Origin of the sequence: Mesorhizobium sp. M1143 (genome assembly GCF_040318435.1) — a bacterium.
GTDB lineage: Bacteria > Pseudomonadota > Alphaproteobacteria > Rhizobiales > Rhizobiaceae > Mesorhizobium.
In genome coordinates, this window is the sequence record NZ_JAMYMJ010000035.1 from 1 (window position 1) to 22,124 (window position 22,124).

The following is a 22,124-nucleotide window of genomic DNA, read 5'->3' on the forward strand; positions in this document are numbered from 1 at the left end:
CGGGCCCACCTCACCGCCCCCACGCGCCCGGGCGCGGGGGGGGGGCGCCGCGCCCCCCGGCGGCGCGGGGGGGGGGCGCGCCCGCGCCGGCGCCTGTCCCCCCGCCCCGCCGCTTCCGGCCGACCCTCCCCATCCAGGGGAGGGTAAAGCGCGCTCGGCCAAAGGCCGCATGCCCGACCGGGCGTCCGAGCCGTTGCGAGGGCCCGCGCCGGCAGGCGCGGAACGGCCCGTGAGCGAAAACAAAGTCAACATCTGCTGCGTCGGCGACGACGACCAGTCCATCTATGGCTGGCGTGGCGCCGAGGTCGACAACATCCTGCGCTTCGACAAGGATTTCCCGGGCGCCACCATCATCCGGCTGGAACGCAACTACCGCTCGACGGCGCACATCCTCGGCACCGCCTCGCACCTCATCGCCCACAATGAGGGTCGCTTCGGCAAGACGCTGTTCACCGAGAAGGTCGCCGAGGACGACGAGAAGGTGCATGTCCACGCCGCTTGGGATTCCGAGGAGGAAGCGCGCGCCGTCGGCGAGACCATCGAGACCTACCAGCGTGCCAAGCACAATCTCAACGACATGGCCATCCTGGTCCGCGCCTCCTTCCAGATGCGCGAATTCGAAGACCGCTTCGTCACGCTCGGCCTCAACTACCGCGTTATCGGCGGCCCGCGCTTCTACGAGCGCATGGAAATCCGCGATGCGCTGGCCTTTTTCCGCGTCGTCGCCCAAGGCGCCGACGACCTCGCCTTCGAGCGCATCGTGAATGTCCCCAAGCGCGGCCTGGGTGAAGCCACCATCCGGCAGATCCACGACACGTCGCGTGCGTTGCGCATCCCGATGCTGGAGGCCGCGGCCAAGCTCGCAGAAAGCGATGAGCTGAAGCCCAAGCCCCGCGCCGCTCTGCGCGAGGTCACGGCCAATTTCGAGCGCTGGCAGAAGGCGCTGGAAACCACGCCGCACACCGAGCTCGCCGAGACCATTCTGGAGGAGAGCGGCTACACCGACATGTGGAAGAACGACCGTTCGGTCGAGGCGCCGGGCCGGCTGGAAAACTTGAAAGAGCTGATCCGCTCGATGGAGGAGTACGAATCGCTGCGCTCCTTCCTCGAACATGTCGCGCTGGTCATGGACGCCGAGCAGAACGCCGAGCTCGACGCCGTCAACATCATGACGCTGCATTCGGCCAAGGGCCTCGAATTCGAGACGGTTTTCCTGCCCGGCTGGGAGGAAGGCCTGTTTCCGCACCAGCGCGCGCTGGACGAAGGCGGCCGCTCCGGCCTGGAGGAAGAGCGCCGTCTCGCCTATGTCGGCCTGACCCGGGCCAAGAAGAACCTGCATTTGTGGTTCGTCTCCAACCGCCGCATCCACGGCCTGTGGCAGTCGACCATCCCGTCGCGCTTTCTGGACGAACTGCCGGAAGCCCATGTCGAGGTCGCCGAAAGCGGCAACTCCTATGGCGGCTACGGCAATTCCTATGGCGGCGGTTCGTTCGCGTCGGGCCGTGGCGGCCAGGGCGCAGGACGGCAGAACCCCTACGGCGCCTCGCGCTTCGACAATGTCGGCGCGGAAAAATCCGGCGCCTTCTCCAACACCTATGCGACGCCCGGCTGGCAGCGCGCGCAGGCCAACCGCACCGAGGCCACCGACCGCAACTGGGGCTCGCGCTCTGGCCACCAGGTCGAGCGCATCGGCTATGGCGAGACCGACAGCGGCTACGGCGCCGGCCGCACCTCGGTCAAAGGCCGCACCATCGACGGCGAACTGGTCGCCAAATCCGTCGCCGACACGCCGTCAGCCTTTAGTGTCGGCGACCGCGTCTTCCACCAGAAATTCGGCAACGGCAACATTTCCAACATCGAAGGCAACAAGCTGACCATCGACTTCGACAAGGCCGGCCAGAAACGCGTGCTCGACGGGTTCGTCGCGGCGGTGTGAGCGCCCGCTTGTCCTGTTGTCCTACAAGCGACCACATTGTTGTAGTCTGGCGGAGCCCTCCCCGCCTCGTCATCCACGGGCGGAGCAAGGAGCGTAGCGACGCAGCGTAGCGACGAGGATCCATCCCGCGTCTTCAACGCGTTGCCACGGTGCGGAATCCTGCGCAGCTGCACTCCAAGGTCGCGGAATGGATTCCAGGGTCTACGCGACGGAGCTTCGCTCCTGCTCCGCCCTAGAATGACGAAGCGACGGGCGTCTGCCCAGTCGTCGGGGCATGCGGTCCGCAACATGAGCGTCCCCGTCAATTTAGCCCGCCCCTCACCTGTACCGCGCCTGGTTCCACTTGTGCCCCAGCAGCGACAGGATGATGATCAGCCCGTTGAAGAACTGGACGTAGAAGCCGCTCAGGCCCGCCGCCACGACGCCGGTCTGGATGAACGACACGGTGACCGCGCCGATCGCTCCACCGGCAACCGTACCGATGCCGCCCCAGGTCGGCGTGCCGCCGACGAACACCGAAGCCAGCACCGGCAAGAGATAGCCGTCGCCCGCGGTCGGCCACCAGGTGAAGTTGATCATCACCGAAAACGTGCCGGCGATCGCGGCCCCGATGCCGGTGAAGATGAACACTTTCACCCGCACACGCTTGACGTCGATGCCCATCTGCTGGGCGCTGTCGGGGTTGTCGCCGACGACCCTCACCTGCGCGCCGAAGCGGTGCCGGTTGTAGAGCATTGCCGACAAAATGACGAAGGCGAGTGCCCAGAAGACCTGTACCGGAAAACCCCACACCTGACCGGAGAAGATGGTGTACGCCCAGCTGTCGCTGAGACCGGTCAATGCCGTCGATCTGCCCTCGTTGATGATCTGGATCAGTCCCCGCAGCAGGAAATTCATGCCGAGGGTGGCGATCAGCGACGACAGCCCGCCATAAACGACCAGGGATCCGACGAGAAAGCCGAGCAGCGTGCCGGTGAGAATCGCCGCTGCGATGCCGAGAAACGGATCGTAGCCGGCCTGCACCACCAGCGCGAACACCCAGGAGGCAAAGCCCATGGTTGCGGGAAACGACAGGTCGATCTCGCCGCAGGTGACGACGAAGACCAGCGGCACCACCACGAACAGGGCAACCGGCAGCGTGGTCAGCACGGATCTGTAGAGATACCAGGTGGTGAACACGGTCGGGTTGGCGATCAGGAACGCCGCCATCATGATGATGAACACGGCGAGCGTGCCGAGCGCTGCGCGGTTGTCGATGACGAAACCGCGCAGCCAATGGTCGGACGGGTGCTTCCACTCAGGCCGGGCTGCCTTGCCGCCGAGCGGGCTCTGCAGATCGGGTTCCATGGTCTTGCTCATCGTGCTGCCCTCTCCGCGTCGCCGGCCTCGTGCAGCCCCGGCAATCCTCCGGGATGCGCAACGTCTTCCATGAAATTGATCAGCTCTTCGGCCGACTTGACCTCGGTGCGATCGGCGGTCAGCGCCACCTTGCCGCGGTCAATCACCACGAAGCGGTCGGCGATGTCGAAGACATGGTGGATGTTGTGGCCGATGAACAGGATCGAACGGCCGCTCGCCCGCACCTGGCGCACGAAATGGAAGACCTTGGCGGTCTCGGTCAGCGACAGCGCCGTCGTCGGCTCGTCGAGGATGATCAGCTCGGCCTGCTTGTAGATGGCGCGCGCGATCGCCACGCCCTGGCGTTCGCCGCCGGAGAGCTGGCCGACGATCGAATGCGGCGTGAACACTTTCGAGGTAAAGCCGATCTCGCGCATCAGCCGGCTCGCCTCCTCTATCTCTTTATTGACCTTCAGAAAGCCCATGAAGCCGGTGAGTTCGCGGCCCATGAAGATGTTGCGCACGATGGTCTGCTGCACGGCCAGCGCCCGGTCCTGGAAGACCGTCTCGATGCCGGCGTCGCGCGAGCGTGCCGCACTCCAGCCGGTCACCGGCTTGCCGCGCACCAGGATCTCGCCGCTGGTCGGCTTGACGACGCCGGACAGGATCTTGATCAGCGTCGATTTGCCGGCGCCATTGTCACCGATCAAGCCAACCACCTCGCCGCGGTCGACCGAGAGATTGACCCCGCCCAGCGCATAGACCTGGCCATAGGATTTGCTGATGTCGCGCAGTTCGATGATGCGTTCGGCCATGGCGATCCTCGCTCCTGTGGTATCATCCCGGCCTGGTGCCGGCGGTCCTGCCGGCCGGGCTTGCGCCCAGCCGGCAGTTTGGGAGGTCAGCGCAGCGCCTGCTTGGCGAGCTCGGCGACGATCTCGTAATTCTGCGGCGTGACGAAGCCGGCGCCAGTGTCGACATTCATCGGCGCCAGGCCCAGCACCACCTGCTGGCAAAGGCTGAGGATCGGCAGATAGCCTTGCAGAAACGGCTGCTGATCGGCCGTCAGTTGCACCCAGCCGCCCTTGAACGCCTCGACGATCTGCGGGCTGGTGTCGAAGCCGAAATTGAAGATGTCGCCGGGCTTGCGCCCCGCCGCCTGCATGTAGGTGGCGACGTTGCCCAGCATCTGGCCGCCGGGATAGCCTACCGCCTTGACGTCGGGATTGTTGAGCAGGGCCGCGGTGATCACCGGTATCGCCAGATTGGGGTCGGACGCCCATTCGCCGCTCGGCGGCGACGACAGCTGGATGACCTCGACGCCGGCTTCCTTGAGTGCTGCCACCGTGCCGCGCTCGCGCGCGCCGCGGGCCTCGTTCTCGAACGGGCCGATCATGATCGCCTTGTCGCCGGACTTGAGATTGCCGAGCTTGAACGCTTCGACGCCGAGCGCGCGGCCCTGCTGCTCCTGCTGGGCGCCGACATAGCCGCCGCCGAACGCAGCCACCACCGTCGGCACCGGCACGTTCTGGTACATCATCTTGATGCCGTCCTTGTGCGCCTGTTCGGCCAGCGGCATGATCGCGGCGTCGCCGGGATGGCCCATCATGGCAATGCCGTTGGGCTTCACGGCGACGGCCTCGCGCAATTGCTGAACCATCTTCTCGACGTCCCACTGCGAGAAGATGTAGTCGACCTTGGGTCCGAGATCGGACGCCGCCTGCTTGGCGCCATTGTAGACGATGGTGCCGAAAGCGTCGCCCTCGGCGCCGCCGACGAAAAAGCGGATGTGGACATCCTTGCACCACTGGGCGTCGAGCGCCTGCGCCGGCAGAGTGGAGATGGCAGCGCACAGCGCCGTGGCGGCGGCCACGACGGTCGAGCGCAGAAGTGTCGTTCTCATTGCGATGCTCATGCACGTTCCTCCCTTTTGTCCTCGGTGAGCCGAGGGGTTTCGTCGTTCGCCTGTCGGCAGTGCTTGTCGGCAGTGCTTGGCAATCTGTCAGGCCGGCTCCTCCCACCGGCCCTCGGTCACGCTGGGTTCGGCAGGTAGGTCGCTCCTCCCCGGCATTGCTTGAGGTATTCCAGCCCGCGCACCTGACCTGTGATTTCGAGGTCGCCGCGATAGACCGGGTCATGCCAGCCCTCGATGTCGATGGCGCCCTTGTAACCGGCCAGCCGCAATTCGCTGATCACCCGCGTCCAGTCGCTGTCGCCAAACCCGGGTGTGCGCATCTGCACGAAGGGCAGCTTGCCGAACACGCCGTGCTCGCGGATCACATCCCAGCGCACCGTCGCGTCCTTGCCGTGGACATGGAAGATGCGCGGCGCCCATTTGCGGATCTGCGGCATCGGGTCGATGAGGTAGACAAGCTGATGGCAGGGCTCCCATTCCAGGCCGAGATTGTCGTCGGGCAATTCGTTGAACATCAGCTCCCAGGCGTCCGGATTGTGGGCGATGTTCCAGTCACCGGCGGCCCAGTTGCCGTCCATGGCGCAATTTTCGAAGGCAATGCGCACGCCCTTGTCGGCGGCGCGTTTGGCCAGTGGTCCCCAGACCTCACGGAAGCGCGGCAGGCTGTCGGTCAGCTTCTTGCCGCGAAGGCGGCCGGTGAAGCCGCTGACCGTCGAGGCGCCGAACAGATGCGCATTGTCGATGACGGTTTCCCATGCCGCGAGCACGCCGCGATCGACCTCGCCATCCTCCAGCGGATTGCCGAACACGCCGATCGACGACACGGCGACATCGGCATCGCCGATCGCCTCGCGGATCTCGCCGGCGAGCCGCGCCAAATCCTTGCCGCCCAGCGTCTGCCAGAAGAAGGGCTGGATGCTCTCGAAGCCGAGCGGCAGAATCTCTTTGATGTAGGCGGCCGGGTCTTCGAGATTGGCCCGCACCATGGTGCCGATCCGGATGTCGAGAAGCGGGTTTGGCATCATGATGCTTCCTGTGTGATTGCGACGCGCCGTCCGGTCTCGGCGCTTTCGATGGCGCCAAAAACCATGGCCAGGCTTTTGATGTTGTCGCTGCCACGGGTTTCCGGCTCGCTGCCGGTCTCGATGGCGTGGATGAAATCCTTGATGATGCCGAGATGACCGCCGATGCGGTCGGCGGGATCGAGCGGCGGCACTGTGATGGGTTGGGTCAGGTCGAACAGGCCGTCGCGGACCGACAACACAACCTCGGCCTTCAGCCCGTCCTCGCCGTCCCAGAGCAGGCTGCCGTGCTCGGCGACGATGCGCCATGTGCTCTCCCAACTGGTGCGGAAGCCCGCCGCGCACCAGGAGCCTGCATAGGTGAAGCGCTTGCCGCCACCGAGATCGAAGATAGCGCTGGCCGACGATCCCTGCCGGTACCAGGAATTGGCCGGCTCCCATTCCTGGCAAAAGACACCGGCGGGATCGCCTGCGACCATGTAGCGGGCGGCGTCGAATGTGTGGATCGCCATGTCGAGCAAGAGCACATGGGCCATCTCCTCGCGAAAGCCGCCGAAATGCGGCGCGACGAAGAAGTCGGCATGGATGCTGGTCGGCTTGCCGATGGCGCCGGAGTCGAGAAAGCGCCTGATGCGCCGGACATTGGCGACGTAGCGGCGGTTCTGCACGACCGCATGGACGCGCCCCGCGTTACGCGCCGCATCGACGATGGCGCGCGCATTTTCCGGAGTATCGGCCAGCGGCTTTTCCGTCAGCAGATGGCAATTATGGGCAAAGGCGGCAAAGGCGACATCACGCCGGGCGGCTGGAACCACGACATCGAACACCGCGTCGGGCCTGGTCTGGTCGAGCACCGCGTCGAGGCTGGTGCCGATGACCGCGCCGTCGAGCCCGTATTCGTGCGCCCTCGCCTTCGCCCGTTCGGCGTCGAGATCGACAAGGCCGACAATGGCCAGCCCGTCGATCTGCCTCGCGGCATCGAGCCAGGCCTTGCTCATCGCACCACAGCCGACGAGGACGGCATTCATCATCCGGCATTCCTCCCGTCCGGTCCCTCCAGACCGAATGTCACGGCATTTCCGGCATCACCGTAAACGTTTCTCCGTAAACGTTTACGAGAACACACCCGATGGCGTAGAATGTCAATCGGCTGTCAGCGAAAATCATCCCGAAGCCTTGGCCTGGGCGGCAGCCGGTGCTAGCCAAGACAGGGGGAGAACTGTCCTTGGCGTCCAGCATCCATGACCTCGCGCGTCACCTGAACATTTCGATCGGCACCGTGTCGCGGGCGTTGAACGGCCGCGCCGACGTCAATGCCGACACCCGCCAGCGCGTGCTCGCCGCCGCCAAGCAATTGAACTATTCGCCCAACCAGTCCGGCCGCAGCCTGCGGCAAGGCACCACCCATTCGATCGCCTTCATGCTGCAGCCGCATCCGGGCGACCAGCAATATGGCGAACCGTTCTTCATCCCGTTCCTGATCGGTCTGCAGGGCCGGCTGGCCGAGGATGACCTGGATCTGATGGTCGTCATGGGCGAGCCCGGCCAATATCAGCAGGAGAGGCTGCGCCGCGTGGTTGAGACGCGCCGGGCCGACGCGGTCGTGTTGGCCAATACACGGCGGGAAGACGATCGGATCGACTATCTCAGCAAGGCCGGCTTTCCCTTCGCCACGCTTGGCCGAAGTCAATCCGGCGACGACACCTATCCTTCGCTCGATATAGATTTCGAGAGGGCGGGTGATGAAGCCGTCGACCGGCTGGTCGCGCGCGGCCACCGCCGCATTGCCGCCATCCGCCCTTCGCTTGATCTCAACTTCGGCTACCTTTTCCTCGACGGCTACCGCAAGGGGCTGGAGCGGCATGGCATCGAAGTCGACCCCGGCCTGATCGCCGACGGCTTCATCAACGAGGCAGGCGGCTACCAGGTGACGCCGCGCGTGATGCTCTCCAAGGACCGGCCCACAGCCATCATCTTCAACAATGACGCAATGGCGCTCGGCGGCTGCAAGGCACTGGCCGAGATGGGCATCAGGCCCGGCCACGACATCGCGGTGATCGTCATCGTCGACACGCCGCTCTGCCGTTATTTCTCGCCGGCGCTGACCGCCTTCCGTCCGTCGCTGGAGCCCATGGGCCGGCGGCTGGCCGAAATGCTGCTGGCATCGCTTCCGGCCTTTGCCGGCCCGGAAGGCCCGCGCATCATCCGCGAAGTCTGGCCCCTGGAGCTGATCGCGCGCGACAGCGATTGATCCGCCGCGGAGGAAGGCCGGCGGGCCTCAATCCACCTTCTTCTCGCCCCGCTCGCCGGCCTTGACGATGTCGCCGGTGGTGAACAGGATTTCCTTCAGTTCCGCGCGCCAGTCTCTCTTCTGGCGCAGCAGGAATTCCAGATCCATGCCGAAATGCTTGAACTCCTCGCCTTGCGCGTTCTTCATGATCGCCTTGGCCTGAGGGTCTTTCTCGACCGACATGCGCTGTTCGTACCAGTTGATCGCCTCGGCCTCTTCGATCAACTAGGTGATCATGCGGGCAAAGGTCCGCACCTCCTGCGGTCAGTTCTTCCGGTGGCTCGTGATACTGATCGAAACCCATTTATCCCTCCTGGGCCCGGGGCTCGACCGGCCATCGCAGGCGACGCTTGGGCTCGCGTGCAACGGCTCAGGCTGGAAAATGGTTCCGGAGCGCGTGCGACACGGTCTGTCACGCAACTATCATCTTCGCGTCCTAGACCGCTCATCGGTGGGCGCGGCATCGTCGATTGCGGCGGCTTCGTCATCCGGCCGTTCCGGCCCGTTCCGTCACAAAGAGGTTATCCCATGAAAAATCTGCACCGAACCGTGTCGCTCGGCGCCGCACTGGCGCTGTTTACCGCCCTGACCCCTGCCCTTGCCGACAGCACCGCCACCGTTGGCGGCTTCGTCAACAAGGGCCTGGTCGGCGTCGGCCGCATTCCGGCCGATCAGAAGGACAAGTTCGGCGAGACCTTCGGCTCCGGCTCCGGCATGTCGATCGACGCCGCAAGCTGGACCCGTGGCGCGGACGGCTACAAGGGCTCGCTCTGGTTGCTGCCCGACCGCGGCTACAATGTCGTCGGCACCACCGACTACCGGCCGCGCCTCAACACTATTCGTATCGAATTCACGCCGACCGCACTGGGCGCCAAGCCCGCCGCCGGCCAGGAACAGACAGGCGTCAAGGCGACGCTTGCCGATTGCCTGCTGCTCACCGACGACAAGGGCGCAGACGCCACCGGTCTCGATCCGCTCAACGGCGTGCGCGCGGCCAATGGCGACCTGCCGATCCTGCCCGAGGCCAATGGCAAGCTGGCGCTCGACAATGAGGCGATCGCGCGGCTGCCCGACGGCACCATGTTCATCTCTGACGAATACGGCCCCAACATCTACCGCTTCTCGGCCGACGGCCATCTGTTGTCGGCAACGCAGCCGCCGGCCGCTTTGGTGCCGATGCGCAAGGGCGGGCCGAACTTCGCCTCCGACAATCCAGGCCCCGGTGCAGCCGAACCCGATCCGAAGGATCCCGAAACCGGCCGCCAGAACAATCAAGGCCTCGAAGGCATGGCGCTGACGCCGGACGGCAAGTCGCTGATCGCTGTGCTGCAGTCGGCGCCCCGCCAGGATGGCGGCGATTCGCCCGCGACGCGCCAGAACACCCGGGCCCTGGTCTACGACGCCTCCGACCCGGCCCATCTCAAGCTGGTGCATGAATATGCCGTGCCGCTGCCGGTGTTCAAGGACGCCAAGGACAAGACCAAGGTCGCCGCGCAGAGCGAAATCGTGGCGCTGTCCGACAAGACCTTCCTGATGCTGGCGCGCGACAGCGGCAACGGCCAGGGGGTGAAGGGCGATACTTCGCTGCTGCGCCAGATTTTCGTCGTCGACGTCTCTGGCGCCACCGACATTGCCGGCGGCGCCTTCGATGCCGCCGACAAGCCGCTGGCGCCCAAGGGCGTGCTCGACCCCTCGGTGACCCCGGCCAAGCTGACGCCGTTCATTGACATCAACGACAACAAGGAACTCGGCCGTTTCGGCCTGCATGACGGCAAGCCGAACGACAAGAACAATCTCTCGGAGAAGTGGGAAGCAATGTCTGTGGTCAGCCTGCTCGATCCGGCGCTGCCCGACGACTATTTCCTGTTCGTCGGCAACGATAACGACTTTCTCACCCAAGACGGTTTTCAGGTCGGCGCGCCCTACAAGGCCGACGACGGCGCCGATGTCGACACCATGTTCCTGGTCTATCAGGTCACGCTTCCGGGCCTCGCCAACAAGTACCCGAATAGGGAAAGCCGGCCGCGCCCGGCGCGTCCGCCTCTAAACGTTTGTCGGCGATCAGCGATGCCGTGAAGGCACCTATTTCAAAATCTCCGCATCCCTTGGCACGCCGGCATCGATCGGCTCGGCGGTCCGGCTCGACACGGCCATGATCTTGCCTGCGGCCGACAGGTTCGGGCGCACATAGACCTGGGCTACGCCGTTGACCCGGCTGTAGAGGTCGATAATGTCCTGGTTCATGAAGCGCACGCAGCCCGACGACGCGTTCTTGCCGATGGAATCCCATTCCGGCGTGCCGTGCAGCCGGTACATCGTGTCCTTGCCGTCGCGGAACAGATAGAGCGCACGCGCGCCGAGCGGGCTCTGCGGTCCCGGCGGCATGCCGTCCTTATATTTCGCCAGTTCCGGCCGGCGCTGGATCATTTCGGGCGGCGGCGTCCACACCGGCCATTTCTTGCGCGCCTGGATCACGGCGCTGCCGGTCCAGCCAAACCCGGCCTTGCCGAGGCTGACCCCATAGCGCATTGCCTTGCCGCCGTCGCGCACCAGATAGAGAAAATGCTCGGATGTATCGACGACGATCGTGCCGGGTTTTTCGCCGGTCGGATCGTCCACGATCTGGCGCACGAACTTCGGATCGAGCTTGGCCACGGGGATTGCCGGCAATGAAAAGCCCTCATCGACGCGCGCCGAATACATGGTGGCGGCATCGCCCAGAGCCGGTTCGGGCGCCGGAGCGGGCGTTGGCGGCACCACGACGTCGGTCGTGGTGCAGGCTGAAAGCGCCATGGAAGCGGCACCCAAAGCGGATATTCCAAGAAACGCGCGCCGGTTCAGGCGCTCGGAAAAAAGCGGATTGTCGGACATGATCCCCCCAGCCTATTCATCATATCCAACAGGATATGCGACCCCACGCGGCGACGACCCATATCCCATTCCGAATGTTTTGAGAACTGATTAGCTTGAAGCCGCCAGGTGGCATGTTCCAATGCCGCATCGACCTTGTCCGTCAAATCGGCGATCATTGCCGGGCGGACTTTGAGATGAACCTTCGCCGAACAGCCCATGGACGAAAAAATACCACCGCGCCGGCGCACCGGCGATCTCACCAGCGGCCCAATCCCTCGCACGCTGCTGTTGTTCGCGCTTCCGGTGCTCGGTTCCAATGTGCTGCAGTCGCTCAACGGTTCGATCAACGCCGTCTGGGTCGGCCGCTTCCTCGGTGAATCGGCGCTGACGGCGACCTCAAACGCCAATCTGGTGCTGTTCCTGATTCTTGGCACCGTGTTCGGCATCGGCATGGCCGCCACCATCCTGGTGGCGCAATCGGTCGGCGCCCGCGACCTGCCCGAGGCGCGGCGCATCGTCGGCACCAGCGCCAGCTTCTTCTTCCTCGTCTCGGCTATCTTCGCCGTCTGCGGCTGGATCTGGGTCGACGCCATCCTCAACACACTGGGCACCCCGCCCGATGCGCTGCCGCTGGCGCGCTCCTATCTGCGCATCATCTTCGTCGCCGTGCCGATGATGAACCTTCTGTCCTTCGTCATGACGGTGCTGCGCGGCGCGGGTGATTCGCGCACGCCATTTTTCTTCATGGCGCTCGCCGTCGTGCTCGACATCATCCTCAATCCGCTGCTCATTCGCGGCATCGGCCCCTTCCCCGAACTCGGCATCGCCGGCTCCGCCACCTCGACGCTGATCGGCCAGACGGTGAGCGTGATCGCCATCCTCGTCGTGCTTTATGCCAGAAAGCATCCGTTGCGGCTCGCCGGCGCGAACCTCGCTCTGCTGCGGCCGGATCCGGCGCTGCTCAGGATCGTCGTCTTCAAGGGCGTGCCGATGGGCCTGCAGATGATCGTCATTTCGGCGGCGGCGCTGACCGTGATGGGCATCGTCAACTCCTACGGCTCGCAGGTCGCCGCCGCCTACGGCATCGCGGCGCAGCTGTGGACCTATATCCAGATGCCTGCACTGGCGATCGGCGCCGCAGTCTCGTCGATGGCGGCCCAGAATGTCGGCGCAGGGCGGTGGGACCGCATCGGTCGCATCGCGGCGTCCGGCGTCGGCTTCAACCTGGTGCTCACCGGCGCCCTGGTGGCGCTGCTGTTCTTCTTCGACAGGCCGGTACTCGGCCTGTTCCTTAGCGGGGACAGCACCGCAATCGACATTGCAGCCCACATCAACAAGGTGGCGTCCTGGTCGTTCATCCTGTTCGGCATCACCATCGTGCTGTTCGCCACCGTGCGCGCCACCGGTGCCGTGATGCCGCCGCTGATCATTCTGGTGATTTCCGTGCTGGTCGTGCGCACCGGCTTTGCCTACTTCTTCAGGAGCTACCTCGGCGAGGAAGCGCTGTGGTGGAGTTTTCCGGCGGGATCGATCACCTCGCTGGTGCTGGCCGCCGCCTATTATCGCTTCGGCCGCTGGCGCACCACGCACATGATCGAGGACCGGCCGGCCGCCGGCGAGCCGCCCGACACCGGCCTCGGCATCCCGCGCGGACGGGCAAACATGGCGCCCGAGACGCCAAACGGGTGAGGCTCAGCGCGCGTATTTGACGCCGAACCCCAGCGCTACGACAGAGAACAGCGTGATCATGCCGGCGAAGGCCAGGCTTGCCGTCGTCGGAGTGGCCCAACTCGACAGCAGCCCAATGCCGATCACCGGCAGCGCATTGCCGCAGAAGCAGCAGATGAAGAACGCCGACACCAATTCGGCGCGACGCTCGGCAGGTGCGATCTGGCTCACCACCTGCAGGCCGCCGCGATAGCCGAGCGCCGCCGCCACGCCGCACACAGCGGTGGCGGCAACCATCAGGGACATCGACGCGAAAAACTGAGCAGCAACCATCAGCCCTACGGCCGGGATCATCAGCGCCAGCGCGGCCAGCATGCCGGCGCGACTGGACAGTCGGGTCGTGGCCAGAATGGTCGCGGCCGCAACGATCGACAGTTCAAAGAACAGCCCGCCGGCCTCGGCATGGTTGGCCACATGCAGCTGCTGCGCCAGGATGCTCGGCGCCAGGGCTGCATAGAAGCCGACCAGCGCCATGGCGCCGAAGCCGGTGACGGCCGGCGCCACGAAAGCGGCGCGGATATCAGCGGGCACCGACAGCCGCGGCCGCAGCGAAACGTCGGCCAGCCTTCCCGGCCGCGAAACGGTTTCCCTGGTGCGCCAGATCAACAGCGTCACCACCACGAGCAAGGCAAGATAGACCGCAAACGTTAGTCTCAACGGCCAGGGCGCATATTCGGCGAGCAGGCCCGATGCCAGCGCGCCGAGGCCAAGGCCAACGAAGTTGGTGCTGGTGGCGATGATTGCCGCGCGCGATTTGTCCTTACCCTCGATCAATTCGGCAAGCCAGGCCGTGCCGGTTCCCGCGCCGACGCCGATGCCAAGGCCGCTCAATATGCGGGCGACATCGAGCCATGCGACGTTCTCGGCCAACAGGAACACCAGCGCGCTGACCACCGCTATGGCCATCGACGCCAGCGCCGCAGGACGGCGGCCAATGCCGTCGGACAAGCGCCCGAACATCAGCAATGCGCCGAGATTGCCGACGACATAGACGGCGTAGACCAGCGTCAGCGTGATCTGCGAGAAACCGAAGGCCTGCTTGTAGATGACGTAAAGCGGCGTCAGCACCGTGCTGCCGGCGAACAGAGCGGCGATCATGGCGGCAACCGCGGCCATCGCGGGCCGGCCATCGAGTCCGTTGTCGCGCGTTATGGTCTCGGCATAGCTGGTCATGGCTACCTCCGGCCAATCGCCCAACGCCCAATTGCGCCCCAACGTCCATGTAAGGATGGCCGTTCCACGCGCCGAACTTCATCCTGACAACCTTGTCAGGATGGTCTTGCCCGAAATCCTCGCTTAACGTCTTTCCATCGAGAAGGAGAATCCATGGGAAAAGGCAGAGTCGAGGCATTCACTGATGGGGTGGTCGCCATCATCATCACCATCATGGTGCTGGAGCTGAAAGTGCCCCATGGGGAGGATTTTTCAGCGCTTCTGCCGCTGTGGCCGATCTTTTTCAGCTATGTCTTGTCGTTCATCAATGTCGGTATCTACTGGAACAATCTGCACAACATGTTCCACACCGTCCAAAGGGTCGACGGCCGCGTGCTGTGGGCCAACCTCAACCTTCTGTTCTGGTTGTCGCTGATGCCGGCGACGACGGCCTTCATGGGCGAGAACCATTTCGCGCCGGTCCCCGTCGCCGTCTATGGCATCGACCTGGTGCTGTGCGCGGTCGCCTACACCTTTCTCGCCACCAAGCTGCACCATTTGCACGGCAACGACACCGCCTTCGCCAAGGCGCTGGGCAATGACCGCAAGGGCAAGATCTCGGTGGCCCTCTACGCCGCCGCCGTCCCGCTTGCCTTCGTCAACCAATGGATCGGCGTTGCGATCTTCGTGCTGGTGGCCGCCGTCTGGTTCGTTCCGGACACGCGTTTTTCGCGGGTGCTGGAAAAGTAGCGTAGGACGCCTCTACTTGCGCATCGCCTTCAGCTTTTCGGCAACCGACGCGGCTAGGTCGGCATAGCGCTCCTCCAGCCGCTCGGCCGCCTTGATGATCGAAAAATCATGGCCGAATTTTTCCAGCGCCATGCGCAATTTCTCGACGAACTCGGCCTGTTTTTCGAGTGCCGAAAACAAGGTCTTCACCTGCGCTTCGCTTATGTCCGGATTGGCAAGCATCTGTGGCACCTCGCGGCCCATCTGGTCGCCGGTGGCGGTCTGCTCCTTCAGGATCGCAACCCAGTCGGTCAATCGGCAGTCTCCTGTTCAGCCGCAGCATGCACAGCCGCCGTTGATGCGGTCAACCCGAACACGCGGGACGGCCTTGCACGATGCGCGTCCCGCGCTAAGTTCGGCGCCACCCGAACCCTAGGAAAAAGATCATGACCTCCGACGCCGAAATCCAATCCGCTTTGCCCGCCCTCAGCCGAGGCAACGTCGCCGTCATCACTGGGGGCGCCAGCGGCATCGGGCTTGCCGCCGCCAAAAGCCTGGCGGCTATGGGCATGAGACTGGTGCTGGCCGACATTGGCGGCGCGCGCCTCGATGCGGCCCGCCAGGCAGTCGCCGCGATCGCCGGCGAGAATGCCGTGCTTGCGGTCGCCACAGACGTCTCGAAGGCCGACGAACTCGGCCGGCTGGCGGAAAAGACGCATGCCGCTTTCGGCGCCGTATCGCTGCTGATGAACAATGCCGGCGTCGGCAACAATCCGGGAAAACCGTGGGAGAACGGCGACGCCTGGAAGCGGCTGATCGACATCAATTTCTGGGGCGTCGTACATGGCGTCGAGGCCTTTGCGCCGGCCATGCTGGCCTCCGGAGAGCCGGGCCTGATCATCAACACCGGCTCCAAGCAAGGCATCACCACGCCACCCGGCAATCTCGCCTACAACGTATCCAAATCGGCATTGAAGACGTTCACCGAAGGCCTGGCGCACGCATTGCGCAACGAGCCGGGCGCGAAGGCCGCGGCGCATCTTCTCATTCCCGGCTTCACCTTCACCGGCCTCACCGAAGGAGCGGTCGAAAAACCCGCTGGCGCCTGGACCGGCGAGCAGGTAGTCGACTTCATGCTGGCTTCGCTGGCGCGCGGGGACTTCTACATCCTGTGCCCCGACAATGAGGTGATGCGGCCGACCGATGAAAAGCGCATGGCCTGGGCGATCGGCGACATCATCGAGAACCGGCCTGCTCTCTCGCGCTGGCACCCCGACCATAAGGACGCTTTCGCGGCCTTTATGGGAAACTGATCGTCGAACTCAGCCAAAGCCGAGACTCAGGCGGGCGCGCGTTTTTTCGCGGTGCGCTTTTGCGCGACGGCCTTCTTGCCCGCCAGTTCGGCGAGCTCGTGGTCATGGCGTTTTGCCGCCCGCTCGCATTTGTCTCTGATCTCCTCGACCTCGGATTCGGTCAGGTGCTCGATGCCGATGAAATGATTGTGGCCCTCGCTGACGCGGATCAGTTCGTCGAGCTTGGCCTGAACCGCGGCGCCGTCGCGGTTCTGGGTGTTCTGAATCAGGAACACCATCAAAAAGGTGATGATCGTCGTTCCCGTGTTGATGACGAGCTGCCACGTATCGGAGAAGCCGAAGAATGGCCCGCTTACCGCCCAGACGATAACGATGGCGCAACAGGCGATGAAAGTCGGCGGCAGGCCCGCCAAGTGCGAAACGGTGTTGGCGATTCTGGTAAACAGCTTTTCGATCATTCACATCCTCAACCGTTCAAAGCGCGACGAGCTGACCAAGGCCGCATTCATCGCTCCAACAATAAACAACCGGCAGCCGCTTCCGGTTCCCTGTCGCAGAGGGCATCGCTGGTGCAATTGTATGCACGCCAAAGGCGCAGCGCCGTGAAAAGCCGCCTTATCGGTTTGTTGCCATTAGTCACCATGCAGGCCAAAACCTGTTCGTTCCGCTTCACGGCGGATTTGTCTCCAAGCCCCTTCCGCTGCGCCACCCCCGCATGGCGGAAGGGGTCCGTTGCGTTGCCGCAGACCGGCGGAACTCTTCCCGACACGTGCCGTTCAGAATTTTGGCGCCAGGATTTCGGCCAGCCAGTCGATGAAACCGCGCACGCGCGGCGAGCTCTCAGGAATGCTCTTGCTCCCAACGATCGAGGAAATCCTCAATCGGCAAGGCCTGCATGTCGGGAACCGCTTTGGCGAGTTTCTCCGGCGGCCAGTCCCACCAGGCAAGGCTTTCGATCCGCGCCGCGATCTCGGAGGGAAAGCGCATGCGCAACGGCTTCGCCGGTACGCCGGCGACGATTGTGTAGGCCGGCACATCCCGCGTCACCACCGAATTGGCGCCGATGATGGCGCCATTGCCGATGCTGATCTCGGGCATGATGACGGCGCCATGGCCGATCCAGACATCATTGCCGATGCCGACCGCCTTGGCCTGCCGCCGCGCGCGGAACGCCGCGTCGACGCCCAGCCAGCGGAAATACTCGTTCGGCCGGTAGCTGAGCTTGTGCTGCGTGATCCGCTCGATCGGATGCTCCAAGGCATTGATGCGGCTGTTGGCGGCGATCGAGCAGAATTTTCCGATCGTCGTGTAGATCGCCTCGGCGTGGCGCTCGAAATAGGAGAAATCGCCGACATTGACCTCGCGCAGCACCACCCGTTCGCCGATCGAGGCATAGCGGCCAAGCTTGCACGCTTTCAGCTCCGCGGTCGAATGGATGCGCGGCTCGGGATCTTTCAGGACGAGGTTTTCGGTACGGTCCATCTGGCGGATTTACCCCCGCGCAATTGCGGAAGCAATTGTCGCGTTGCGCCCGGAGGATCGTTATTTCGGCTTGCCGCCGGTCCACACCACGTTCTGGCCGAACAGCGGCACGGTCGTCACCGACATTTTCGCCGAGCCGTCCTGCACTTGGCGCGAATGCGAGAGATAGATCAGCGTCTCGTTCTTCTTGTCGTAGATGCGGTTCACCACCTGCTTCTTCCAGATCAGGCTGATGCCTTGCTTGAACACCTCTTCGCCGCCCTCGCTCATGTCGATGTCGCCGATGGTGATCGGCCCGGTCTGGCGGCAGGAGATCGAGGAATCAGACGGATCCTCGAACCAGTTGCCCTTGTGCAGCCGGTCGATGACGCTGCGGTCGAAATAGGAGACATGGCAGGTCACGCCGTCGATCTTGGGATCCTTGATCGCCTCGACGATGATGTCGTTGCCGACCCAATCGACGCCGACCTTGCCGACTTCCTCTGCCGCTGCGGCACCGGCGCCAAGGGCAATGCATGCGGCCAGCGCGCCGCCGATCAGTTTCTGCCCAATCCGTCTCTGCCCAGTCCGTCTTTGCAAGGGAGCCTCCTCAGGTTCAGTTTGCCGGTCTCAGGTGGGATAAGGGCCAGCTGTTTGCAAGGTAGCGCCCAGCCCGGTTGCGGCAACGCGGCATCTTTGCCTTGCCCCCTGCGACCGGCTAAGACTGCCGGCAGAGAGGCGCCGATCCGGCGCTCGATGATTTCTGCTACGGACAATTCCTGATGATGCGTTCAATTCTGGTCGGCATTCTCGTTCTGATGGCGGCGGGCATCGGCTGGCTCACCTTTGACTTCTATCGCGGCCACTATGGTGGCGAACCGTATGGCGCGCCATTCACGCTGGTCGACCAGAAAGGCGCGCCAATCACCGAAGCCGCCTTCCGGGGAAAACCCAGCATCGTCTTCTTCGGCTTCACCCATTGCCCGGAAGTCTGCCCGACCACTTTGTTCGAAATGGCCGGCTGGCTGAAGACGCTGGGCAACGACGGCAAGAACCTCAACGCCTACTTCGTTACAGTCGATCCAGAGCGCGACACGCCGCCGGTGATGAACACTTACGTCAGCAATTTCTCCGACCGCATCGTCGGCATATCGGGCGATCCCGACAAGGTGCACGCCATGGCGAAGTCCTTCAACATCTATTGGAAGAAGGTCGACACCGGCGACGGCGATTACACGATGGACCACACCGCCTCCGCGCTGCTGCTCAACGCCAAGGGCGAGTTTTCGGGCACCATAGCCTATGGCGAAAGCGCCGATACCGCGATCGCCAAGCTGAAGCGGCTGGCGGCAGGCTAGGCATGATCCCGAAACGTGGATTCCGGTTTTCCCGGACAGAAAAGTGTTGTCCAGAGATCATGCTCAAACAAGAGACCAGCTGATGGGTCAGACCAGGCTCCACTTCATCGCTGGGAAGATCGAGGCCGACCGCATCTTTGCCGCGCTCGAACCGGCTTTCGAGGATGAAGGCCTGCCGATCGCCGTGCTCGAAGTCGATGAAGACCGCGACATCTATGAGGTTTCGCTCTACACCGACGGCAATGTCGACGCGGTTGAGGCGCGGCTAAGGGACAGCCTTGCCGGACTGTCCCTGTCGAAGCCGATCGAGCGCGAGGTTCTGCCCGACATCGATTGGGTGGCGCGCTCGCTGGAGGGACTGAAGCCGGTGCGCGCCGGACGTTTCTTCGTCCATGGCGGGCATGACCGCCGGAAGCGCCACAGCGGCGAACTCGCCATCGAGATCGAGGCCGGCCTTGCCTTCGGCACCGGCCATCACGGCACCACTGCCGGCTGCCTCGAAATGCTGGAGCGGGTCGTGCGCCGCGAACGTCCCAGGAATGCCCTCGACCTCGGCACCGGCAGCGCGGTGCTCGCGATCGCGGTCGCCAAGCTGGCGCATATTCCGGTGCTGGCGACCGACATCGATCCGATCGCCGTCAGGGTCGCCGCCGCCAACGCCCGCCTCAACCACGTCAAGGCGCTGGTTGAAACGGTGACGGCGCCCGGCTTCCACCACCCGATCTTCGGCAAGCGGGCGCCTTTCGACCTCATCGTCGCCAACATATTGGCGCGGCCGCTGATGCGGCTGGCGCCTGAGATGGCCAGGCACATCAGCCTCGGCGGCTCGATCGTGCTGTCCGGCATCCTCGAGCGCCAGTGCAATGCGGTGATCTCAGCCTATGTCGGCCAGAATTTCCGCCATGTCAGGACCTTGCATCGCGAAGGCTGGGTAACGATCCACCTGAAGCACTGAGACGCAACGCGCTTTGGACCATCCGAGGCTGTTTGCGATTGGCGAAAATCGATTCCGGTTTTCCGGGTCATGCGCTACGGTCGCGCCCGATACAGGAGGCATACGATGTTCCAGACCTTCGATTCCGCAGGCGACCCGAGCGTCGGCAAGCCGCGCGTGACGTTGCTGCGGCGATGGCTGGCGGATAATGGCCTCGACGGTTTCCTGGTGCCGCGCGCCGACGAGCACCAGGGCGAGTATGTCGCCGACCGCTCGGCGCGGCTGAAATGGCTGACCGGCTTCAGCGGTTCGGCCGGCGTCGCGCTCGTGCTGCGCGACCGCGCCTTCATGTTCGTCGATGGCCGCTATACCTTGCAAGTGCGCCACGAAGTCGATCTCGACATTTTTGCAATCGAGAGTCTCGTCGACAACCCGCCGGCCTCCTGGATCAAGGACAATCTCGGCAAGGGCGCCAGGCTTGGCTTCGACCCCTGGCTGCACACGATCGCTGAGGTCAAGGCGCTGAAGGCTTCGGCCGAGCAATCCGGCGCGACGCTGGTGCCGCTGGACAATAACCCGATCGACATCATCTGGAAGGATCAGCCCGAGCCGCCGGTGGCGCCGGTCGAGATCCACCCGATCGGCTTTGCCGGGGAACTCGCCAAGGACAAGCTGGCGCGGCTGGCGGCGGCAATCGGCAAGGACGGCGCGACGCACGCCGTGCTCACCGACCCCTCCTCGATCGCCTGGGCCTTCAACATCCGTGGCGGTGACGTGCCGCACACGCCGCTGGCGCTCGGCTTTGCGATCCTCGCCGCCGACGGCAAGCATCAGCTGTTCATGGACAGCCGCAAGTTTTCGCGCACGGTCGCCGCCTATCTCACCCAACTCGCCGATCTGTACGAGCCCGGCGAATTCGAGGCGGCGGTCGCAGCCCTTGCCAAGGGCGGCGCCAAGATCGCGCTCGATCCGGTGCTGGCGGCGGAAAAGCTGAGAATGCTGGTCGAGGACAATGGCGGCACATTTGTTTCAGCAGCCGATCCCGCCCGCATTCCGCGCGCCACCAAGAACCAGGCGGAAATCGCCGGCAGCCGCGCCGCGCACCGCCGGGACGGCGCGGCGGTGGCGAAACTGCTGTGCTGGCTGGAACGGCAGAAGCCGGGCACGCTCGACGAAATAACCGTTGTCACCAAGCTGGAGGAAACGCGCCGGCAGACCGGCGAGGAAACGCAGATGCCGCTGCGCGATGTCTCCTTCGACACCATTTCCGGCGCCGGGCCGAACGGCGCCATCATGCACTACCGCGTCTCGCGCGCCACCAATCGCAAGCTGGCAAACGGCGAGCTGTTCCTGCTCGATTCCGGTGCCCAGTATCAGGATGGCACCACCGACATCACCCGCACCGTGCCGATCGGCCAGCCGACCGAGGAGATGCGCGAGCGCTTCACGCTGGTGTTGAAGGGCATGATCGGCATTTCCACGCTGCGCTTTCCCGCCGGCACGCGCGGCTCGGAAATCGACGCGGTGGCGCGCATGGCGCTGTGGAAGCATGGCTGCGACTTTGCCCACGGCACCGGCCACGGCGTCGGCTCGTATCTGGCCGTGCATGAAGGGCCGCAGCGCATCGCCCGCACCGGCACCGAAAAGCTGCTGGCCGGCATGATGCTGTCCAACGAGCCCGGCTATTACAAGGAAGGCTCCTACGGCATCCGCATCGAGAACCTGATCCTGGTGACACCGGCTGAACAGGTGGAGGGCGGCGACATCGCCATGCACGGTTTCGAGACGCTGACGCTGGCGCCGATCGATATCAGGCTGATCCGCACCGACCTGTTGACGCGCGAGGAGTTGCACTGGCTGGATACTTACCATGCCTGGGTGCTGGCCGAGATCGGCCCGATGCTCGACGGCGAGACGCTGGCCTGGCTGGAGAAGGCAACAGCGCCGCTGCCGCACGACGCCAAGATCTGAAATGAGCTTCTTTCTCCCCGTCACTATACGGGGAGGTGAGGAGCGGTCCGCGAAGCGGACGAAAAGCCAATTGCTTGGCTTTTCGAGTGACGAACGCCCGGCAGGGCAATGAGCGGCGGCGCCG

General features: G+C 64.3%; 19 protein-coding genes and 2 pseudogenes. 9 read left to right on the top strand and 12 right to left on the bottom strand.

Going from position 1 to position 22,124, the window contains the following annotated elements; translation table 11 throughout:
• Positions 1-229: 229 nt before the first annotated feature.
• On the top strand, positions 230-1,936 hold the full coding sequence (locus NKH35_RS21280; protein WP_352916283.1) for an ATP-dependent helicase: 1,707 nt from the start codon (positions 230-232) through the stop codon (positions 1,934-1,936).
• Between the two features lie 318 nt (positions 1,937-2,254).
• On the opposite strand, the gene NKH35_RS21285 is transcribed toward NKH35_RS21280, so the two are convergent.
• From NKH35_RS21285 to NKH35_RS21305, 5 genes are all read right to left on the bottom strand, one after another.
• Entirely contained in the window at positions 2,255-3,295 is a 1,041-nt protein-coding gene (locus NKH35_RS21285) for an ABC transporter permease (protein WP_023668309.1), read from the bottom strand.
• Positions 3,292-4,089, bottom strand: coding sequence for an ATP-binding cassette domain-containing protein (locus tag NKH35_RS21290; protein WP_023668308.1), 798 nt, complete (start codon positions 4,087-4,089; stop codon positions 3,292-3,294). The genes NKH35_RS21285 and NKH35_RS21290 overlap by 4 nt, the downstream gene beginning before the upstream one ends.
• Before the next feature lie 86 nt (positions 4,090-4,175).
• Positions 4,176-5,189 (bottom strand): substrate-binding domain-containing protein, encoded by a 1,014-nt coding sequence (locus NKH35_RS21295; RefSeq protein WP_023682113.1) that lies wholly within the window; start codon positions 5,187-5,189, stop codon positions 4,176-4,178.
• Between the two features lie 116 nt (positions 5,190-5,305).
• On the bottom strand, positions 5,306-6,211 hold the full coding sequence (locus NKH35_RS21300; protein WP_023690893.1) for a sugar phosphate isomerase/epimerase family protein: 906 nt from the start codon (positions 6,209-6,211) through the stop codon (positions 5,306-5,308).
• Complete coding sequence (locus NKH35_RS21305) at positions 6,211-7,242, bottom strand: Gfo/Idh/MocA family protein (protein WP_352916285.1); 1,032 nt, start codon at positions 7,240-7,242, stop codon at positions 6,211-6,213. Before NKH35_RS21305 ends, NKH35_RS21300 begins: the two co-directional genes overlap by 1 nt.
• A 194-nt stretch (positions 7,243-7,436) precedes the next feature.
• Between NKH35_RS21305 and NKH35_RS21310 the strand changes: the two genes are divergently transcribed.
• Positions 7,437-8,462 (top strand): LacI family DNA-binding transcriptional regulator, encoded by a 1,026-nt coding sequence (locus NKH35_RS21310; protein ID WP_023682116.1) that lies wholly within the window; start codon positions 7,437-7,439, stop codon positions 8,460-8,462.
• Positions 8,463-8,489: 27 nt separating this feature from the next.
• Here NKH35_RS21310 and NKH35_RS21315 read toward each other — a convergent pair.
• Positions 8,490-8,805 (bottom strand): annotated as a pseudogene (locus tag NKH35_RS21315) (ferritin family protein).
• A 224-nt stretch (positions 8,806-9,029) separates the two neighbouring features.
• Between NKH35_RS21315 and NKH35_RS21320 the strand changes: the two are divergent.
• Positions 9,030-10,493, top strand: a pseudogene (locus tag NKH35_RS21320) (esterase-like activity of phytase family protein); the annotation flags it as partial.
• A gap of 90 nt (positions 10,494-10,583) precedes the next feature.
• Here NKH35_RS21320 and NKH35_RS21325 read toward each other — a convergent pair.
• Positions 10,584-11,372: a L,D-transpeptidase gene (locus NKH35_RS21325; protein ID WP_023668302.1), complete on the bottom strand. Its 789-nt coding sequence runs from the start codon at positions 11,370-11,372 to the stop codon at positions 10,584-10,586.
• 198 nt (positions 11,373-11,570) lie between these two features.
• On the opposite strand from NKH35_RS21325, the gene NKH35_RS21330 reads away from it, so the two are divergent.
• Positions 11,571-13,043 carry an MATE family efflux transporter gene (locus NKH35_RS21330; protein ID WP_352916288.1) on the top strand — a complete coding sequence of 491 codons (1,473 nt, stop codon included), beginning with the start codon at positions 11,571-11,573 and terminating at the stop codon, positions 13,041-13,043.
• 3 nt (positions 13,044-13,046) lie between these two features.
• Here NKH35_RS21330 and NKH35_RS21335 read toward each other — a convergent pair whose 3' ends face one another.
• Entirely contained in the window at positions 13,047-14,255 is a 1,209-nt protein-coding gene (locus NKH35_RS21335; protein ID WP_023682119.1) for an MFS transporter, read from the bottom strand.
• Between the two features lie 153 nt (positions 14,256-14,408).
• On the opposite strand from NKH35_RS21335, the gene NKH35_RS21340 reads away from it, so the two are divergent.
• A complete protein-coding gene (locus tag NKH35_RS21340) occupies positions 14,409-14,984 on the top strand; it encodes a TMEM175 family protein (RefSeq protein WP_023682120.1) in 576 nt (191 codons plus the stop codon).
• A 12-nt stretch (positions 14,985-14,996) separates the two neighbouring features.
• Here NKH35_RS21340 and NKH35_RS21345 read toward each other — a convergent pair whose 3' ends face one another.
• On the bottom strand, positions 14,997-15,278 hold the full coding sequence (locus tag NKH35_RS21345; protein ID WP_023668298.1) for a hypothetical protein: 282 nt from the start codon (positions 15,276-15,278) through the stop codon (positions 14,997-14,999).
• 131 nt (positions 15,279-15,409) lie between these two features.
• Here NKH35_RS21345 and NKH35_RS21350 point away from each other — a divergent pair, with 131 nt between their 5' ends.
• Entirely contained in the window at positions 15,410-16,276 is an 867-nt protein-coding gene (locus tag NKH35_RS21350; RefSeq protein ID WP_352916291.1) for an SDR family NAD(P)-dependent oxidoreductase, read from the top strand.
• 26 nt (positions 16,277-16,302) lie between these two features.
• Here the strand turns inward: NKH35_RS21350 and NKH35_RS21355 are convergent, their stop codons facing one another.
• From NKH35_RS21355 to NKH35_RS21365, 3 genes are all read right to left on the bottom strand, one after another.
• Positions 16,303-16,734, bottom strand: coding sequence for a low affinity iron permease family protein (locus tag NKH35_RS21355; protein ID WP_023750938.1), 432 nt, complete (start codon positions 16,732-16,734; stop codon positions 16,303-16,305).
• A 382-nt stretch (positions 16,735-17,116) separates the two neighbouring features.
• Positions 17,117-17,758, bottom strand: coding sequence for an LbetaH domain-containing protein (locus tag NKH35_RS21360; RefSeq protein WP_023733062.1), 642 nt, complete (start codon positions 17,756-17,758; stop codon positions 17,117-17,119).
• Positions 17,759-17,818: 60 nt separating this feature from the next.
• Positions 17,819-18,337: a CreA family protein gene (locus NKH35_RS21365; RefSeq protein ID WP_023753104.1), complete on the bottom strand. Its 519-nt coding sequence runs from the start codon at positions 18,335-18,337 to the stop codon at positions 17,819-17,821.
• A gap of 182 nt (positions 18,338-18,519) precedes the next feature.
• Between NKH35_RS21365 and NKH35_RS21370 the strand changes: the two genes are divergently transcribed.
• The 3 genes from NKH35_RS21370 (at position 18,520) to NKH35_RS21380 (ending at position 22,000) form a co-directional block, all read left to right on the top strand.
• Positions 18,520-19,095 (top strand): SCO family protein, encoded by a 576-nt coding sequence (locus NKH35_RS21370; RefSeq protein ID WP_023712445.1) that lies wholly within the window; start codon positions 18,520-18,522, stop codon positions 19,093-19,095.
• 82 nt (positions 19,096-19,177) lie between these two features.
• On the top strand, positions 19,178-20,050 hold the full coding sequence (locus NKH35_RS21375) for a 50S ribosomal protein L11 methyltransferase (protein WP_023821774.1): 873 nt from the start codon (positions 19,178-19,180) through the stop codon (positions 20,048-20,050).
• A 105-nt stretch (positions 20,051-20,155) separates the two neighbouring features.
• A complete protein-coding gene (locus tag NKH35_RS21380; protein WP_352916295.1) occupies positions 20,156-22,000 on the top strand; it encodes an aminopeptidase P family protein in 1,845 nt (614 codons plus the stop codon).
• The last annotated feature ends 124 nt before the right edge of the window (positions 22,001-22,124 follow it).

Bases quoted from the DNA above. Each gene is read 5' to 3' on its own strand.
- NKH35_RS21285 (WP_023668309.1), bottom strand. From the start codon at position 3,295: ATGAGCAAGACCATGGAACCCGATCTGCAGAGCCCGCTCGGCGGCAAG.
- NKH35_RS21375 (WP_023821774.1), top strand. From the start codon at position 19,178: ATGGGTCAGACCAGGCTCCACTTCATCGCTGGGAAGATCGAGGCCGAC.
- NKH35_RS21330 (WP_352916288.1), top strand. From the start codon at position 11,571: ATGGACGAAAAAATACCACCGCGCCGGCGCACCGGCGATCTCACCAGC.
- NKH35_RS21335 (WP_023682119.1), bottom strand. From the start codon at position 14,255: ATGACCAGCTATGCCGAGACCATAACGCGCGACAACGGACTCGATGGC.
- NKH35_RS21305 (WP_352916285.1), bottom strand. From the start codon at position 7,242: ATGATGAATGCCGTCCTCGTCGGCTGTGGTGCGATGAGCAAGGCCTGG.
- NKH35_RS21380 (WP_352916295.1), top strand. From the start codon at position 20,156: ATGTTCCAGACCTTCGATTCCGCAGGCGACCCGAGCGTCGGCAAGCCG.
- NKH35_RS21340 (WP_023682120.1), top strand. From the start codon at position 14,409: ATGGGAAAAGGCAGAGTCGAGGCATTCACTGATGGGGTGGTCGCCATC.
- NKH35_RS21290 (WP_023668308.1), bottom strand. From the start codon at position 4,089: ATGGCCGAACGCATCATCGAACTGCGCGACATCAGCAAATCCTATGGC.
- NKH35_RS21355 (WP_023750938.1), bottom strand. From the start codon at position 16,734: ATGATCGAAAAGCTGTTTACCAGAATCGCCAACACCGTTTCGCACTTG.
- NKH35_RS21360 (WP_023733062.1), bottom strand. From the start codon at position 17,758: ATGGACCGTACCGAAAACCTCGTCCTGAAAGATCCCGAGCCGCGCATC.
- NKH35_RS21350 (WP_352916291.1), top strand. From the start codon at position 15,410: ATGACCTCCGACGCCGAAATCCAATCCGCTTTGCCCGCCCTCAGCCGA.
- NKH35_RS21300 (WP_023690893.1), bottom strand. From the start codon at position 6,211: ATGCCAAACCCGCTTCTCGACATCCGGATCGGCACCATGGTGCGGGCC.
- NKH35_RS21325 (WP_023668302.1), bottom strand. From the start codon at position 11,372: ATGTCCGACAATCCGCTTTTTTCCGAGCGCCTGAACCGGCGCGCGTTT.
- NKH35_RS21295 (WP_023682113.1), bottom strand. From the start codon at position 5,189: ATGAGCATCGCAATGAGAACGACACTTCTGCGCTCGACCGTCGTGGCC.
- NKH35_RS21370 (WP_023712445.1), top strand. From the start codon at position 18,520: ATGATGCGTTCAATTCTGGTCGGCATTCTCGTTCTGATGGCGGCGGGC.